Origin of the sequence: Pseudomonas graminis (assembly GCF_001705435.1) — a bacterium.
Taxonomy (GTDB): domain Bacteria; phylum Pseudomonadota; class Gammaproteobacteria; order Pseudomonadales; family Pseudomonadaceae; genus Aquipseudomonas; species Aquipseudomonas graminis_B.
Window position 1 is genome coordinate 51,085 of sequence record NZ_MDEN01000065.1, and the last position, 15,628, is coordinate 66,712.

Consider the following 15,628-nt stretch of genomic DNA (forward strand, 5'->3'; position numbering starts at 1 on the left):
GGCTCCCTGAGCATGTTGTTTTTGTCGCAGCAGGTGATGGAGATTCGGTGTGTGTAAAGGCGAGGTTCAGGCGCTCTGTCGTCGCGTGCCTGCCGAGACGTTGGCCGCATCGAGGGCGGCGCGGCAGGGCAGGCCTTCCATGTCGCCACGGCTTTGCACGGCTTGGCTGCCGACCCAGTTGCCCCGGGCAGTGGCCTGTTCGAAGCCGAGGTTTTCCAGCAGCGCGCTGATCACGCCGACGGCAAAACCGTCGCCTGCGCCCACGGTGTCGACCACCTTTGGCACCGGCACGCCGGGCAGGAACGCCTCATTGAGTTGGGTTCGGTAATACGCACCCTTGGCGCCGAGTTTGATGATCACCGCCTCGACGCCCATGTCCAGGTAGAAACGGGCGATGTCCGCCGGGGTGTCGAAACCGGTGAGCAATTCACCCTCGGCCAGCCCCGGCATGACCCAGTGGGCGTGGCTGGCAAGGTGGTTGACTTCGCGGATCATCGTCGCCTGGCTCGACCACAGCGAAGGCCGCAGATTGGGGTCGAACGACACGCTGCGGCCGGCCTCGCGCATTTGCGTCATCAGCACGTGGGAAAGCTCCCGACAGGTGTCGGACAGCGCCGCCGGGATGCCCGTGGCGTGCAGATGCCGGGCCTTGAGCAGCTCGGGGACGATGTCGTTGACTGACAGATGGCTGGCCGCCGAGCCGCGACGGAAGTACTCGACCACAGGGTCCGCGCCTTCCAGCTCCAGGGATTTGAACTGAAAGCCGGTGGGGTGCGCGGCGTCCACGGTGACGTGGCAGCAATCAACGCCTTCCTGTTGCAGGCTGTCGGTGACGAAGCGGCCCATGGAATCGTTGCCGACCCGGCTTAGCCACGCGACCTTGAAGCCCAGCCGGGACAGACCGATCGCCACGTTACTGTCAGCGCCGGCGATGCGTTTCTCGAAGTGGCGAACCTGCGCCAGGTCACCGGTTTGCGCGGCCACCAGCATGGTCATGGTCTCACCGAACGAGAGAATATCGATCTCAGACATGGCTCAGCGCCTCCGTTTCCTTCGGGTTGGAGTGAGTGGGCTGCGACTGGCCAAGGCGGGCGAGCAGGGCAACCTGTTCGCGGGTCACTTGCAGCAGGTCATCGCCTTGCAGCGGGTATTCAACGGCGCGGGGCAGGTTTACCGGCATGTGCTGGATGAGCTGTTCCCACGCTTGCAGATCGGCCGGCGCTGGCGGTACGGCGATGAGCTTGCCTGCCCCGTTCCGGGTGATTGCCTTGCAGTGCAGGTACTCGACGTAACGCCCCAGCTGCTGTGCGGCGTCGCGGGCGGACTGTTCCTGCCAGCGCCAGTTGCCGATGTCGAAGGTCATGCCGATGGGCATTTGCAGCGCGGTGATCTGCGCGAAGAACCGAACGAAGGGCTCGATGCGGCCGCCTTGCTCGGTCTGATCGTTTTCCACCAGCAAGTGAACGTCAAAGGGTGCAAGACGATCGGCCAGCGCCGCCACGTCGCAGTGCTCGCCAAAATGCCCCAGCGATACTTTGAGCCAGAACGCACCGCACGCCGTGGCGCGTTCGAGGGTCGGGATGAGTCCGGGGTTCGGCTGACTGTCGCCTTCGAGCCACAACTCAAGGGGAGCGGAGTACAGGCATTCCAGGCCGTGAGCCGCAATGGCGCGGGCGAGGGCAGGGAGGTCTTGGTCGTCGACGCTGGGGCTGAACAGCTCTTCCCGCAGCTCGATGCGCGTGACGCCAACGTTGACCAGCAACGGGATGAAACTGGCCTGGCCTTGGCCGCGTACATGATCGGCACCGAAGGCGCCGAGGCTGATGGCAACGGATGGTAGGGTCATTATTATTGTCCTCTGAAACCGGTTACATTTTTGTTCGAACGAGCGAACCGAGTAAAAGTTCGCGTCGGCGTGCAGGGGTTGACCTGCGGTATCTGTTTGGGTCGGTCAGGTCTGTCGTCGGGTCGAGCCGCGGGCGATCAACTGTGCAGGGAAGTCGTACAGCCGCACCGGCTCCTGGTCGCCACGCAGTCGGTTCAGCAGGCACTCGAAGGCGGTAATGCCCATTTCGTGGGTGGGCTGCGCCAGGGAGGTGATGCCGCTGCCGACGAGTGGGTACCAGTCCAGCTCGTCGAGGGCGATCAGGCCGATGTCGTTGAACAGGTGGCAGCCCAGCTCATGCAGTTGACGGGTGGTGATCAGGGTAGCGACGCCGTTGGCAGTGAACAGGGCCTTGGGGCCGGGGCCTTGCTGCGCGAGGAAGTCGCGCAACCGGTCGCGCAGTGGTTCGCCGGTTTCGCAGACCTGGCCACGCATGCCGGCGCGCTGAGTGATTTGGTGTTTGAAGGCGTCGACCCGCTCGATCCGCGAACTGGTGCCGTCCTGGGGTTCGGTGACCATGAGTACGTCGCGGTATCCGGCTTCATGCAGATGATCCAGCGCTTGCCGGACTGCCGCGACGTTGTCGAGGCCGACGAGATCGCTGTGCAGTTCATCGACTTTGCGGTCCACCAGCACCATCGGCAGTTCGCGGTGCAGTTCGCGCAGTTCGTCGAGGTGATGGCCGAGGGTGTTCACGATCAGGCCTTCGATGTTGTAGGAGCGCAGTGCCGCGAGGTGCAGGCGTTCCTGTTCGTCGTCGCGGTCGGTGTTGCAGACGACGAGGCTGTAACCGTGTTTGCGGCAGGCGGTCTCGACGCCGTGCATGACGGCGATGGAGTAGGGGTTGCGGATGTCGGCGACGAGCATGCCGATCAGGCGGGTGCGGCCGCGTTTGAGGCCGCGGGCCATTTGGTTGGGGCGATAGCCGAGGGTGTCGATGGCCTGTTCGATGCGTTTGGCGATGGCGTCGGACAGCAGTTGGCGGTCATCGCCGATGAAGCGCGAGACGCTGGCCTTGGAGACGCCGGCGAGGTCGGCGACGTCGTTCATGGTGACGCGGGTGCGCGTCGGGGTGGAAATGATGTTCACGGCCTGGACCTTATTGGATTTATCAGCAGGCTTATGGGGAGAGCTCTTTCGCTCTGAAACCGGTTTCAGGAGACACCAGATTCGGGGTTGGCGTCAATACGCTGTTAAAGGCATCTGCCTAACGGCAGATCGTTTGCCTTCGGCGACTTACTTTTGAAAAGCACCAAAAGTAAGCAAAAGTGCATGCTCTCGGTTGGGCCCGACTTCGTCGGGTTCCTTCACTCCGGTCTCGCTCCGTGGGCCCGCGCCAAACGGACATCCATGTCCTGACGGCGCTCTCGCCGCATCCCTGCGGCTCGGCCCACTGCGCGAGACCTCCGTTCAGCCTGCACCCAAGTCGCGATTGGCGGTGTCTGGGCATTTTGTGTACGAAGATCAAAAGCACATCAAAAGCAGATCAAGGGCTTCCCGGCTGAAGCCGGTCCTACAGTTGGAGGCGATTCCACAGGTTGTATGCGGTGCCTTTAGTGGGACCGGCTTTAGCCGGGAATGGACGCAGAGCGTCCTGGGATGCATACCCACGCGGAGCGTGGGCACGTTCATTGCGCGAGAGTATGCGGTCCAAACGTAGGACCGGCTTCAGCCGGGAAGCTGTTGATCTTGATCTTCAACCGAGATAGTTCAGGCACCGCATAACGCGACTTTGGTGCAGGCTGAACGGAGGTCTCGTGGAGTGGGCCGAGCCGCATGGATGCGGCGAGAGCTGCCCCCCGCCATGGATGGCGGATGGCAGCGGGCCCACGGAGCGAGACCGGAGTGAAGGAACCCTGAGGAACGAAGGGCCCAACCGAGAGCAAGCACCCTTGGTTACTTGGGGTGCTTTTCCAAGTAACTCGCCGAAGGCGAAACCGAGGCCGTTAGGCCGACGCTTTAGATTTTGATCTTGATCTCAGCCTGTAAAAGCATCCCGCCAGGCCAGGAACCGCCGTTCCAGCATCGCCAACACCCCATCGGTCAGCTTGCCCAACACCGCCAACACAATGATCGCCGCCAGCACAATATCGGGCCGTGACGTCTCGCGCCCGTCACTCAGCAAATAACCCAACCCTTTCGTCGCGGCGATCAATTCCGCCGCCACCAGAAACATCCACGCCAGACTCAACCCCGAACGCAAACCAGTAAACAACCCGGGCAGCGCGGCGGGCAAAAATACGTGCACGATCATTTGCCGCCGACTGAAGCGATACATCCTCCCCACCTCCACCAGCTTGCGATCAATATTGCGAATGGCCGCAACGCCGTTCAGGTACACCGGGAAAAACGCCCCAATGGCAATCAACACAATCTTGGAGGTCTCACCAATCCCCAGCCACAACAGCAACAGTGGCACCCAGGCCAGGCTCGGGATAGAGCGCAGGCCGGCGAACGTCGGCTCCAGATACGCTTCCGCCTCGCGGCTGAGCCCGACCCACGCCGCAAACACCAGCCCCAGCCCCGCGCCGATCGCGAACCCCGACAGCACCCGCGTCAGGCTGGCGCCGATGTGTTTCCACAGCGCGCCGTCGGCCAGATCAGTCAGGGTCGTTGCAATCTCGCTGGGGGCCGGCATCTGGTAGGACTGCACCCAGCCCACCCGTACGGCGACTTCCAGCAAGAGCAAAATAGCCACCGGCACGGCAAGACCCTTCAAGCGGGTCCGCCAGTTCCCACGGGCTTGCCGCACAACCGGTGGCGCGTCAGATGCCTCGTCCTTCAACGCCTGAGCCCTGGGGCTGACGCTGTTTCCGATACTGCTGCCACTGGCTTGGCTGCCCCGCGCATTGCTCATGGCTGGACGTCGATCGCGTTGCCGAAACTAGGGTCGATCAATTGGTCGATGATCTGGTCGACGTTCGTGCCTTTGCGCACCAACGCTTCGGACACCAGAATCGGCGCGGCGGCCTTCGACGCGGTGACGTCCTTGTCGGTCAGCAGGGGGCTGCCGAGGTCAGTGCGGGTCAATTGCAGTTTGGCGACATCCAGCGGCAGGCCTGACTCAGTGGCGAGCAATTGCGCCAGCTCGTCCGGATGTTTCAGCGACCACTCCCGGGCTTTTTCGTACGCGCCAAGGACGGTTTTGATCGCTTCCGGGTGCTCCTTCGCATAGCGCTCGGTCACGCTGACGACGCCAAAGCTGTTGAAGTCCTTGTTGCGGTACAGCAAGCGCGAGCCGGCCTGAATTTCGCTTGCCGCCATGTGCGGATCGAGCCCCGCCCAGGCATCGACGTCGCCTTTCTCCAGCGCAATGCGGCCATCCGGGTGCTGCAGATGCAAGAGTTCGACGTCGTCCTTGGTCAGCTTCGCCTGCTGCAAGGCGCGCAGGGTGAACAGGTAAGGGTCGGTGCCTTTGGTGGCGGCAATTTTCTTGCCTTTCAGGTCTGCAATGCTCTGCAGCGTCGAGTCCTTGCGCACCACCAGGGCGGTCCATTCGGCGCGGCTGTAGACATAAACCGATTTGATCGGGCTGCCATTGGCCCGCGCCAGTACCGCTGAAAGACTGGCGGAGGAAGCGAAGTCGACGCCACCGCTGTTGAGGTACTCCAGCGAGCGGTTGCTGCCCTGGCTGAACACCCAGCTGACGTTGCTCTGTGGCAGCGCCTTTTCCAGCCAGCCAAAATGCTTGAGCACCAGACTGACCGGCGAGTAGTAGGCGTAGTCGAGATGCACCTCGGCAGGTGGCGCCTCGGCAGCCTGGGCGTGCGGCAGTAGCGTCAGGGCAAGAGCAACGGCGAGCAGTTTGAAAGAAGTCGGCAGACGGGAAAATGGGGTCATGGGTAAGTGTCCAATCAAGGGGCGGAAGCTGCGCACGGCTGCTTATGACGACATCAGCAGTCGGAGCGAATCGGTCTGCTTGATTGGAATATTGCAGGCTTTGTGCCATTGGCCAGAGGCCGCCGTTTTGCCGTATTTGCGGGGCAGAACAGGGGCAGCGGGGTATCTGAAACAACAGTCTGTTGATCGACTGTTGCTGGGCGAACAAAGGTAATTGGCACCTCCGCGGAGGTCGCTGTACTGCTCAGCGCGGTGGTCCGCAGCGGCTACACACCGTTGACTCAAAACAACGCCATTTGACCGTTCGGCGATTAATCCGGGAAATCAGGTGGTTGCGTGCAACCTCTTGAGCATTTTCTGATCTGATGGGCATTCGTTATACGGAAACATTCGCTCGCCATACTGCGCCGAGCCACACGCTGACAAGGACGTTGCATCGGGCGTCACGCCCATCACGAACCATCAGAATTCCATGCCGATATGAGCCTTTCAACGCCTCCTCTGTTGTCCCGCGCAATGCAGCGCATGACCTATTTTCTGTTGCCGACCCTGCTGATCGCGTCCGCCATTTTCTGGTTCGCCGCCGGTAAAGGCGTGCACGCCGAGTCCAAGAACGGCACTCAGACGCTGGTGTTTCTACGCCACGCCGAGAAGCCCGAAACCGGCCTGGGTCAGCTCAATTGTCAGGGTCTTAATCGCGCTATCGACCTGTCCACAGTGCTGCCGAACACCTTCGGCAAGGCCGACTTCATCTTCGCGGCGAACCCCAGCCGCCATGTGGAAGAGGGCGAACATGATCATTCCTACAGTTACCTTCGCCCGCTCATGACCGTTGGTCCCAGCGCGATCAAGCTGGGCCTGCCGGTGAACATCGACTTCGCTGCCAACGACACCGGTGATCTGGCCGATGAGTTGATGCGCGACAAATACCACGACGCCACTATCTACACGGCTTGGTCCCACGGTTACCTGCCGGAGCTGATCAACAAAGTCGCCGAGGAGGCATCGGGCGAGAAACTCAAACTGGTCGACGACTGGGTGGCCGAGGACTTCGATTCCGTGCTGGTCCTGACGCTCAAGTGGAACGACGGCAAAGCCACGCTGCAGTACGAAAACTACAAGCAGAACCTCAACGGCGGCGCAGTGGGCTGCCCGAGCTGACGGGAATGCATGGGATCCACTCGTAGGACGCGATCCCTTGTGGGACCGGCTTCAGCCGGGAAGAGGCCGGTGTACCCACTCTCAATTCTGCGGTGTGACACCTGACATGTTACCGGCTGAAGCCGGTCCTACAGTCGGGGCGCGATCCGGTCCTGGGGTCGACACCGCCTGATGTGTTCGAGCCCAAAAAATTTGTACGCCTTCATCGATTAGGCTAGCGTCAGCCGACCTGACTGCCGGCGATTCCCCCATGCTTCGACCTCTCCAGCCCCACGCCTCGCGCCTGATCCCCTTCAACCCGCCGTTCGACTGGCAGCGCATGCTCGATTTCTTTGCGGCGCGGATGACGGCGGGCGTGGAGGCGGTGGTCGATGGGGTGTACATGCGCACGATCGACTTCAAGGGCAGCCAAGGTGCCTTGTCGGTCGCACTGGCGCCGGACGGGCAGCAATTGCTGGCGACCGTCCATGGCGAGGTCAGCCAGCACATTGATGAGCTGATCGTGCCGGTTTCGCACATGTTCGATCTGTACGCCGAACCGCCCATCATCGACAAGGCCCTCTCGCAAGACCCGTGGCTGGCCTCGCTGGTGCAGCGTCGCCCGGGGCTGCGCGTGCCGGGGGCGTTTTCCGGGTTCGAGCTGGCGGTGCGCACGATTGTCGGGCAGCAGGTCAGCGTCAAGGGTGCGACGACGATTGTCGGTCGCCTCGTGCAGCGCGCCGGGGTTCAGGTCCACGATGGGCTGCATGAACAATTGGCCTGGCGCTTCCCGACGCCTGAGGCCTTGGCGCAGGCCAACCTGGACAAGATCGGCATGCCCGGCAAGCGCGTCGAGACCCTGCAGCGTCTCGCGGCGGCGGTGGCCAGTGGCGAGCTGTCCCTTGACGTTCGTCATGGCGGCATTGGCGATTTACGGCGACAGTTGCTGGCCATGCCCGGCATCGGCCCTTGGACCGTGGAATACATCGCCATGCGCGCCTGGCGTGACCCGGACGCCTGGCCTGCCGCCGATCTGGTGCTGATGAATCTGATGACCCTGCAGGAGCCGACCCTGCTGCGCCTGCCGCAGCACAAGGCGCGGGCCGAAGCCTGGAAACCCTGGCGCGCGTACGCCGCGATTCACATCTGGAATTCCGCGGCGGACGCGGCGGGCATGCAGAAGGGCGGCTGACCTGTGAGTTCGAGCGCAAGAAGCGGGTGGTTCGAACCGGGCGCGCGAGTAGTATGTCGGCATTCGACCCGGCGCCCGGACGGTCTGGGTCATGCCGCATGATCACGGATCATGTCGGGTCATTGCGGATGACCAAGGCGCACCACGATCCAGTGCGAAATCCGCAACACGCGCAATACCGCAAGCCAGGCCACAAGTCAGAGCAGGAGCCAGACGATGATTTTCACCTACCGCTTCATCGATTCCCCGGTCGGTCAGTTGAAGCTGATCGCCAAGGGCCCGCGTCTGGCCGCCGTGCTCTGGGAAAACGACCGCCCCAACCGCGTGCTGCTCGGGCCGATGAGCGAAGATGCCGGCAGCGATATCCTTGACCGGACCGAGCGCCAGCTCGGCGAATACTTTGCCGGTCGCCGACAGCGCTTCGACCTTGAGCTCGAATTCCATGGCACCGCATTTCAGCAGAAAGTCTGGCAGGCCTTGTTGAATATTCCTTTCGGCGAAACCCGCAGTTATCTCGACATTGCCCTGCAGATCGGCAACCCCGCCGCCGTGCGCGCCGTCGGTGCCGCCAATGGCAAGAACCCGATTTCCATCATCGCCCCGTGCCACCGGGTGATCGGCAGTACCGGCGCGCTCACCGGTTTTGCCGGTGGCCTCGACGCCAAGCACCTGCTCCTGACGCATGAGGGGTATCAGCCCGCGTCTCGTGGCAAGGGCATTGCGGCGGCGGCTTCGACTCAGGCGTTACTGTTCTAGACTGGCCCCCCACATACACACACGCACCCCCTGTCAGTAAAAACCCGCACAGAAACCGAATCAATGGAGATGATCATGCCTGGTTCCGCTCAGACGTTTCGCTCACTGCACCACCAGTCCACCGTTTTGCGCCTGCCCAATGCCTGGGATGCCGGCAGCGCTCGGCTGTTCGAAAGCCTCGGCGCCACCGCCATCGCGACCACCAGCGCCGGGGTCGCCTGGGCCCAGGGCTATGCCGATGGCCGTGTGTTTCCGGTGGACATCGCGGTAACCGTCGCGGCCAGCATCGCGCGGCTGATCAACGTGCCGCTGTCGGTGGACATGGAAAACGGCTACTCGGACGACCCGCAAACCGTGGCGGAAAACGTCAAGCGGGTGCTGGACGTCGGCGCGATCGGCATCAATATCGAGGACGCTTCCGACGCGCCGGCGCTGCTGGCCCGCAAGATCGAGGCGATCAAAAGCATGGCGGCCCGCAACGGGCTGGACGTCTTTATCAATGCCCGCACCGACGTTTACCTGGCGAGTCTGGTCGCTGAAGAGTTGCGTCTGGAGGAAACACTGAAGCGCGGCCAGCTTTACAGGGAAGCAGGTGCAGACGGCCTGTTCGTGGCGGCATTGGTGGATGTCGAGCACATCAAGACCGTCGTTGCAGGCATCGACCTCCCCATCAATCTGTTGGCGCGACAGGGGCTGCCCGCCGCCGACGCGCTGGCGCAGCTGGGCGTGCGCCGTTTGAGCGCCGGGTCCACCATCACGCAGACCTTATGGGGACAGGCCGAGCAACTGGCGCGGGGCTTTCTGCAGGAAGGGCGATCGGAAGCGGTCACCGAAGGCAGCCTGACCTACCCGCAGATCCAGGCGTTGTTTGAGCGCTAGATAGCACCCATCGCAATAAATGAAATAAGGGGTGGCGATTCTGTGGATTCGCCGCTCTGTTACAAAATTGCCAAGGGATCGACAGGAGGCGCTGGTCAGGATTAGTCGAAAAGAGTACAAATGTGCTCCATGACGACCCTATCCCCCAAACGCGCTGCCATCCTCACGTTCATACGAGATCGCATCGCCCAGAATGGCCAGCCTCCCAGCCTGGCTGAAATTTCCGAAGCCTTCGGTTTTGCTTCCCGCAGTGTCGCGCGCAAGCACATCGTGGCCCTGACCGACGCCGGCTTGATTGAAGTCGTCGCCAATCAGGCCCGCGGCATCCGCCTGCTGGACACTGGGCCACGGCCGCAGATGCTCGACATTCCCGTACTCGGTCGGGTGGCCGCCGGCGCGCCCATCGGCCCCGACCTCGACAATCACGACACCTTCACGCTTGACAGCCGCACCTTCATGCGCGTCCCGGATTACCTGTTGCGGGTGAGCGGGGACTCAATGATCGACGACGGCATCTTCGACGGTGATCTGGTGGGCATCCTGCAAAGCGCCGAGGCCCGCGACGGTCAGATCATCGTCGCCCGGCTGGACGGCGAAGTGACCATCAAGCGCCTTGAGCGCGGCGATGATCAGCTTCGCTTGCTGCCGCGCAACCCGGCATATCAACCGATCATCGTCCAGCCCGACCAGGACTTCGCCATCGAAGGCGTGTTCTGTGGCCTGGTGCGCCGGGAATGATGGGCGCGGTGGTCAGCCTCGACGCGCTGCTGGACGAGCGACGCGTCTGGAAGGGGCGTCAGCAGGTTGCCTCGGTTGCCGCCCAGCCTACCGGCCATGCCGCCCTCGATGCGGCATTGCCCATGGGAGGCTGGCCGCCTGCAGCAATGACTGAAGTGCTGGTGGCGGCCAACGGCAGCGGCGAGTTGCGTCTGATGTGGCCGACCCTGGCGCGACTGGCGGACAGCGGCGAGCGCATCGTGCTGGTTGCGCCTCCTTTTTTGCCCTATGCCCAGGCGTGGCAGATGGCGGGCATCGACCTGAGGCAGTTGTCGATTATTCACGCCAACGAGCGCGATGCCCTGTGGGCGGTGGAGCAATGCCTGCGTTCGGGCAGTTGCGGCGCAGTGCTGTGCTGGCCGACCAAGGTCGACGACCGTGCCTTGCGTCGGTTGCAGGTGGCCGCCGAAACCGGTGAAACCCTGGCCTTTGCCTGCCGTGGGCATGAGGCGGCAGCCAATCCGTCTCCGGCCGCGCTGCGCATTGCCATCGACGCGCGCCCCAGTCAGTTGCGGGTGCTCAAGTGTCGCGGCGGGCTGGCGCCTTCTTCCCCCGTTCCGTTCATCGCTGACGCTTGAGGTTGCCATGCTCTGGGCCTGTGTCCTCCTGCCGCAGCTGGCGCTGGACGGCGTCATGCGCCGTCGCGAAAACCCTGAAGAACCGCTGGCGCTGATCAGTGGCACGGCCCAGCGCCGTGTGCTGCAGACGGTCAACCCGGCCGCCCGCGCGATGGGCTTGCGTGCCGGCCAGTCTCTGACCGCAGCCCACGCCATGACCCGGGAATTCGCCACCGTCCAATACGACCCGGACGAAACCGAGCGCTGGCACCGTTTGCTGGCGGCCTGGGCCTACCGTTTCAGTTCCCATGTCAGCCTCAAGTACCCGCGCGTGCTGTTGATGGAGGTGGAATCCAGCTTCGGCCTGTTCGGTCCGTGGCCGGTGTTCGAGGCGCGACTGCGTCAGGAGCTGACCGAGCTGGGCTTCACCCATCGCATCGTCGCGGCGCCCAATCCGCTGGCGGCCCGCATGCTCGCCAACGCCCATGACGGTCTGGCCGTGACCGATGCCGACACGCTGCAGGAGGTGCTGGCACAGATGCCGGTCAACCGCATCGGCCTGCCAGCCGAAGTCGCCACTGCACTGGCGCGCATGGGCCTGCATCGCGTGCGCCAGGTTCATGGCTTGCCCCGTGACACCCTGGCCCGGCGTTTTCCGGCGGCCGTGCTGCAACACCTCGATACGCTGTTCGGGCGCAGGCCCATGGGGCTGGAGTGTTATGTGCCGCCTGACCGTTTCGATACCCGCATCGAGCTCAACTTCGACGTCGAATCCCATCAGGCGCTGCTGTTCCCGCTCAAGCGCATGATTGCCGATCTGGCGGTGTTTCTGGCCGGGCGCGACAGCGGCGTGCAACGTTTCGTGATTCATCTGGAGCATGTGCCAAGCGTCGGCAGCGTTGCGCCGGATACGCAGATTCCCGTCGGCCTGCTCAGTGCCGAGCGCGAAGCCAACATGCTGTTCGAGCTGGCACGGGGTCGTCTGGAACAAATTGAAGTGCCGTCTCCGGTCCGCGCGTTGCGATTGCAGGCCAAGGATCTGCCGGCGTTCGTGCCGACCCACCGCGAGCTGTTCGACGACCGTCCGCAGCAGACCATGCCGTGGGAGCAGCTTCGCGAGCGCCTGCGCGCACGGCTTGGGGACGAAGCGGTCGCCGGTCTGGGCTTTCAAGCCGACCATCGCCCCGAGTGTGCTTCGTTGCCCGCGTGCCCGGGCAAACCGCCGGCGCTGCTCCACAAAGTACCGCGCCCCGGCTGGCTATTGCCGGAGCCCGAGTTACTGACCGAGCCCGGCCTGCGTGTGCTGGCGGGGCCGGAGCGCATCGAGTCGGGCTGGTGGGACGGCGGCGATGTACGCCGCGACTATTACCTCGTCGAAACCCGCAACGGCCAGCGCGGCTGGGCGTACCGCAGCGTCGGCGACAGCAGTCTGTTGCTGCACGGCTGGTTCGCATGAGCGGGGGATACGCCGAGCTGCATTGCCTGTCGAATTTCAGCTTTCAGCGCGGGGCGTCGAGTGCTAAGGAGCTGTTCGAGCGGGCAAAGCTGCATGGGTATCAAGCGCTGGCGATCACCGATGAATGCACCCTGGCGGGCATCGTGCGTGGGTGGCAGGCCGCAAAGGAATGTGAGCTGCCACTGATCATAGGCAGCGAAATCACCATCGAGAACGGGCCGAAAATCGTCTTGCTGGTGGAGAATCTCGCCGGCTACCAGGCCTTGTGTCGCTTGATCACCCAAGGGCGGCGCCGCAGCAAGAAAGGCGAATACCGGCTGCTGCACGAGGACTTTCAGCAGCCGGTTCCAGGGCTTCTGGCCTTGTGGCTGCCGGATCTTGATCAGGACATCCCGACCCGACGGGAGCAAGGCGAATGGCTGCGGGGGATCTTTCAGCAGAATCTGTGGCTGAGCGTCGAACTGCATTGCGGTCCGGATGACCGAAAGCGCCTCAATACCTTGCTCGGTATGGCGCGTGCCATGGCGATTCCTGCCGTCGCCAGTGGAGACGTGCACATGCACGCCCGCGGTCGTCGGGCGTTGCAGGACACCATGAGCGCCATCCGCCACCACACCACCGTGGCGGAGGCGGGGCATCGACTGTTTGCCAATGGCGAGCGGCATCTGCGGCCGTTGTCGTCACTGAGCGAGGTTTACCCGGCGAGCCTGCTGATTGAAACCGTGAATATCGCCCGGCGCTGCACCTTCGACCTCAGTGAATTGCGCTACGAATACCCCCATGAACTGGTGCCGCCTGACCAGTCCCCCAGCAGCTGGTTGCGGCACCTGACCGAGCAGGGCGCTAGTCGGCGCTGGCCTCAGGGCGTGCCGGAGGTCGCCCGCAGCAACATCGAAAAAGAGCTGAAGGTCATCGCGGCCAAGCGGTACGAGAGTTACTTCCTCACGGTGCACGACATCGTCAGCTTCGCCCGCGGTCAGCACATCCTCTGCCAGGGCCGTGGCTCGGCGGCTAACTCCACGGTGTGTTTCGCCCTGGGCATCACCGAGCTGGACCCGTCAAAAAGCAACCTGCTGTTCGAGCGTTTCATCTCCGAAGAACGCGACGAGCCCCCGGACATCGACGTCGATTTCGAGCACGAACGGCGCGAGGAAGTGCTGCAATACGTGTTCCGTCGATACGGCCGGGGCAGGGCGGCGCTCACCGCCGTTGCCAGTACCTACCACGGTGCGGGGGCCGTCCGGGATGTGGCGCGGGTCCTAGGCTTGCCGCCCGACCAGATCAATGCGTTGGCCGATTGTTTCAGCCGCTGGAGCGACAACATGCCGCCCGCCGAACGGCTCCGGGAATGCGGTTTCGAGCCTGACAGCCCGATTCTGCGCCGGGTGCTGACGTTGACCGGCGAACTGATCGGCTTCCCCCGGCATCTGTCCCAGCACCCCGGCGGTTTTGTGATTTCCGAGCATCCGCTGGAAACCCTGGTGCCCGTGGAAAACGCCGCCATGGCGGACCGCACCATCATTCAGTGGGACAAGGATGACCTCGATCTGGTGGGCCTGCTCAAGGTCGATATTCTGGCGTTGGGCATGCTCAGCGCACTGCGCCGGACCTTCGACCTGGTCAGGGGTTACCGCGGTTACGACCTGACCCTCGCGACCATCCCCGCCGAGGACAAACCGACCTACGACATGATCACCCGCGCGGACACCATCGGCGTGTTCCAGATCGAGTCCCGGGCGCAGATGTCCATGCTCCCGCGCCTGAAGCCCAACACCTTCTACGATCTGGTGATCGAGGTGGCCATCGTCCGGCCCGGGCCCATTCAGGGCGGCATGGTGCATCCGTACTTGCGCCGCAAGAACGGCGAAGAGGCCGTGACGTACCCGTCCGAAGAACTGAAAGCGGTGTTCGAGCGCACGTTGGGCGTGCCACTGTTTCAAGAGCAGGTCATGCAACTGGCGATCGTCGCCGCGGATTACTCGCCCGGCGAGGCGGACCAACTGCGCCGTTCCATGGCGGCCTGGAAACGCCATGGCGGTCTCGAGCCCCATCGCATTCGCCTCAGCGAGCGCATGAAGGAAAAGGGCTACCCCGACGAGTTCATCCAGCGGATTTTCGAGCAGATCAAGGGCTTCGGCAGTTACGGCTTCCCGGAATCCCACGCCGCCAGTTTCGCCTTGCTGACCTACGCCAGTTGCTGGCTCAAATGCCACGAGCCGGCGGCCTTTACCTGCGCGCTGATCAACAGCTGGCCCATGGGCTTTTACAGCCCGGATCAATTGCTGCAAGACGCCCGGCGCCACCAGATCGACGTGCACCCGGTGGACGTGCGATACAGCGACTGGGACTGTTCACTGGAACCGGTGGCCGGGCGGGAATACAACCAGAACCTGGCGATCCGCATGGGTCTGCGCATGATTCGCGGCTTTCGCGAGGAGGACGCCAGGCGCATCGAACAGGCGCGCGGCATACGTGCTTTCAAGGACGTGGCCGACCTGTGCATCCGCGCCGAACTGGACAATCGGGGCCGTGCTGCACTGGCCGATTCCGGTGCGCTGCGGGGGCTGGTGGGGCATCGGCACCGGGCGCGCTGGGAGATCGCCGGCGTTGAGATGCAGCGTCCGTTGTTCGGCGACGACTGTTTCCCCGAAGAGGCCCAGGTCGCGCTGCCGCTGCCCAGTGTCGCCCAGGACCTTGCTGCCGATTACGACACCCTCGGCACCACACTCGGCCCGCACCCGCTGGCCCTGCTGCGCCATAAGCTGGCGGCGAAGCGTTTTCGCAGTTCAAAGGATTTGCTGGATGAAGAACACGGCCGCAGCTTCAGCGTCGCCGGGCTTGTCGTCGGTCGACAACGGCCCGGCACCGCCAGCGGCGTGACCTTCGTGACCCTGGAAGACGAACACGGCATGATCAACGTCGTGGTCTGGCGTGATCTGGCCGAGCGTCAACGCAAGGTGCTGGTGGGGTCACAATTGATGCAGGTGTTCGGCAAGTTCGAATTCCAGAAGGGCGTACGCCACGTCATCGCCCAGCGATTGTTCGACCTCACGCCGATGCTCACCGGGCTCGACGTGCGCAGTCGCGATTTCAAGTGATCCGCCGGGCGTTCATCATGCCCGCACCCAAGTACGGGCGATGGGCAC

The 15,628-nt window shown here is 63.4% G+C and carries 13 protein-coding genes; 8 read left to right on the top strand and 5 right to left on the bottom strand.

Annotated elements, in window-relative coordinates:
* Positions 1 to 66: 66 nt before the first annotated feature.
* The 5 genes from BBI10_RS16990 to BBI10_RS17010 all read right to left on the bottom strand — a co-directional run bounded on the left by BBI10_RS16990 (position 67) and on the right by BBI10_RS17010 (position 5,725).
* On the bottom strand, positions 67 to 1,032 hold the full coding sequence (locus BBI10_RS16990; protein WP_065990349.1) for a sugar kinase: 966 nt from the start codon (positions 1,030 to 1,032) through the stop codon (positions 67 to 69).
* On the bottom strand, positions 1,025 to 1,846 hold the full coding sequence (locus BBI10_RS16995) for a sugar phosphate isomerase/epimerase family protein (protein ID WP_065990351.1): 822 nt from the start codon (positions 1,844 to 1,846) through the stop codon (positions 1,025 to 1,027). Before BBI10_RS16995 ends, BBI10_RS16990 begins: the two co-directional genes overlap by 8 nt.
* A gap of 105 nt (positions 1,847 to 1,951) precedes the next feature.
* Positions 1,952 to 2,935, bottom strand: a complete 984-nt coding sequence (locus BBI10_RS17000; protein WP_065990858.1) for a LacI family DNA-binding transcriptional regulator — start codon at positions 2,933 to 2,935, stop codon at positions 1,952 to 1,954.
* Positions 2,936 to 3,863: 928 nt separating this feature from the next.
* Entirely contained in the window at positions 3,864 to 4,742 is an 879-nt protein-coding gene (locus BBI10_RS17005) for an ABC transporter permease (RefSeq protein WP_083233152.1), read from the bottom strand.
* Entirely contained in the window at positions 4,739 to 5,725 is a 987-nt protein-coding gene (locus BBI10_RS17010) for an aliphatic sulfonate ABC transporter substrate-binding protein (protein WP_065990355.1), read from the bottom strand. The genes BBI10_RS17005 and BBI10_RS17010 overlap by 4 nt, the downstream gene beginning before the upstream one ends.
* A 516-nt stretch (positions 5,726 to 6,241) precedes the next feature.
* Here BBI10_RS17010 and BBI10_RS17015 point away from each other — a divergent pair.
* From BBI10_RS17015 to BBI10_RS17050, 8 genes are all read left to right on the top strand, one after another.
* Entirely contained in the window at positions 6,242 to 6,886 is a 645-nt protein-coding gene (locus BBI10_RS17015) for a hypothetical protein (protein WP_432213758.1), read from the top strand.
* 250 nt (positions 6,887 to 7,136) lie between these two features.
* Complete coding sequence (locus BBI10_RS17020) at positions 7,137 to 8,057, top strand: DNA-3-methyladenine glycosylase family protein (RefSeq protein WP_065990357.1); 921 nt, start codon at positions 7,137 to 7,139, stop codon at positions 8,055 to 8,057.
* Positions 8,058 to 8,273: 216 nt separating this feature from the next.
* The gene (locus BBI10_RS17025; protein ID WP_065990359.1) at positions 8,274 to 8,813 is read left to right on the top strand and encodes a methylated-DNA--[protein]-cysteine S-methyltransferase; all 540 of its coding nucleotides are present in this window, start codon (positions 8,274 to 8,276) and stop codon (positions 8,811 to 8,813) included.
* A gap of 75 nt (positions 8,814 to 8,888) precedes the next feature.
* Positions 8,889 to 9,692 (top strand): isocitrate lyase/PEP mutase family protein, encoded by an 804-nt coding sequence (locus BBI10_RS17030; RefSeq protein WP_065990862.1) that lies wholly within the window; start codon positions 8,889 to 8,891, stop codon positions 9,690 to 9,692.
* A 120-nt stretch (positions 9,693 to 9,812) separates the two neighbouring features.
* Positions 9,813 to 10,430, top strand: a complete 618-nt coding sequence (lexA, locus tag BBI10_RS17035) for a transcriptional repressor LexA (protein WP_065990361.1) — start codon at positions 9,813 to 9,815, stop codon at positions 10,428 to 10,430.
* Positions 10,430 to 11,047: a translesion DNA synthesis-associated protein ImuA gene (gene imuA / locus BBI10_RS17040; RefSeq protein WP_065990363.1), complete on the top strand. Its 618-nt coding sequence runs from the start codon at positions 10,430 to 10,432 to the stop codon at positions 11,045 to 11,047. Before lexA ends, imuA begins: the two co-directional genes overlap by 1 nt.
* Positions 11,048 to 11,054: 7 nt before the next feature.
* Positions 11,055 to 12,482, top strand: coding sequence for a Y-family DNA polymerase (locus BBI10_RS17045; RefSeq protein WP_065990365.1), 1,428 nt, complete (start codon positions 11,055 to 11,057; stop codon positions 12,480 to 12,482).
* Positions 12,479 to 15,580 carry an error-prone DNA polymerase gene (locus tag BBI10_RS17050; protein ID WP_065990367.1) on the top strand — a complete coding sequence of 1,034 codons (3,102 nt, stop codon included), beginning with the start codon at positions 12,479 to 12,481 and terminating at the stop codon, positions 15,578 to 15,580. Before BBI10_RS17045 ends, BBI10_RS17050 begins: the two co-directional genes overlap by 4 nt.
* The last annotated feature ends 48 nt before the right edge of the window (positions 15,581 to 15,628 follow it).

Bases quoted from the DNA above. Each gene is read 5' to 3' on its own strand.
- BBI10_RS17000 (WP_065990858.1), bottom strand. From the start codon at position 2,935: ATGAACGACGTCGCCGACCTCGCCGGCGTCTCCAAGGCCAGCGTCTCG.
- BBI10_RS17045 (WP_065990365.1), top strand. From the start codon at position 11,055: ATGCTCTGGGCCTGTGTCCTCCTGCCGCAGCTGGCGCTGGACGGCGTC.
- BBI10_RS17050 (WP_065990367.1), top strand. From the start codon at position 12,479: ATGAGCGGGGGATACGCCGAGCTGCATTGCCTGTCGAATTTCAGCTTT.
- BBI10_RS16990 (WP_065990349.1), bottom strand. From the start codon at position 1,032: ATGTCTGAGATCGATATTCTCTCGTTCGGTGAGACCATGACCATGCTG.
- lexA (WP_065990361.1), top strand. From the start codon at position 9,813: ATGTGCTCCATGACGACCCTATCCCCCAAACGCGCTGCCATCCTCACG.
- BBI10_RS17025 (WP_065990359.1), top strand. From the start codon at position 8,274: ATGATTTTCACCTACCGCTTCATCGATTCCCCGGTCGGTCAGTTGAAG.
- imuA (WP_065990363.1), top strand. From the start codon at position 10,430: ATGGGCGCGGTGGTCAGCCTCGACGCGCTGCTGGACGAGCGACGCGTC.
- BBI10_RS17010 (WP_065990355.1), bottom strand. From the start codon at position 5,725: ATGACCCCATTTTCCCGTCTGCCGACTTCTTTCAAACTGCTCGCCGTT.
- BBI10_RS17030 (WP_065990862.1), top strand. From the start codon at position 8,889: ATGCCTGGTTCCGCTCAGACGTTTCGCTCACTGCACCACCAGTCCACC.
- BBI10_RS17020 (WP_065990357.1), top strand. From the start codon at position 7,137: ATGCTTCGACCTCTCCAGCCCCACGCCTCGCGCCTGATCCCCTTCAAC.
- BBI10_RS17015 (WP_432213758.1), top strand. From the start codon at position 6,242: ATGCAGCGCATGACCTATTTTCTGTTGCCGACCCTGCTGATCGCGTCC.
- BBI10_RS16995 (WP_065990351.1), bottom strand. From the start codon at position 1,846: ATGACCCTACCATCCGTTGCCATCAGCCTCGGCGCCTTCGGTGCCGAT.
- BBI10_RS17005 (WP_083233152.1), bottom strand. From the start codon at position 4,742: ATGAGCAATGCGCGGGGCAGCCAAGCCAGTGGCAGCAGTATCGGAAAC.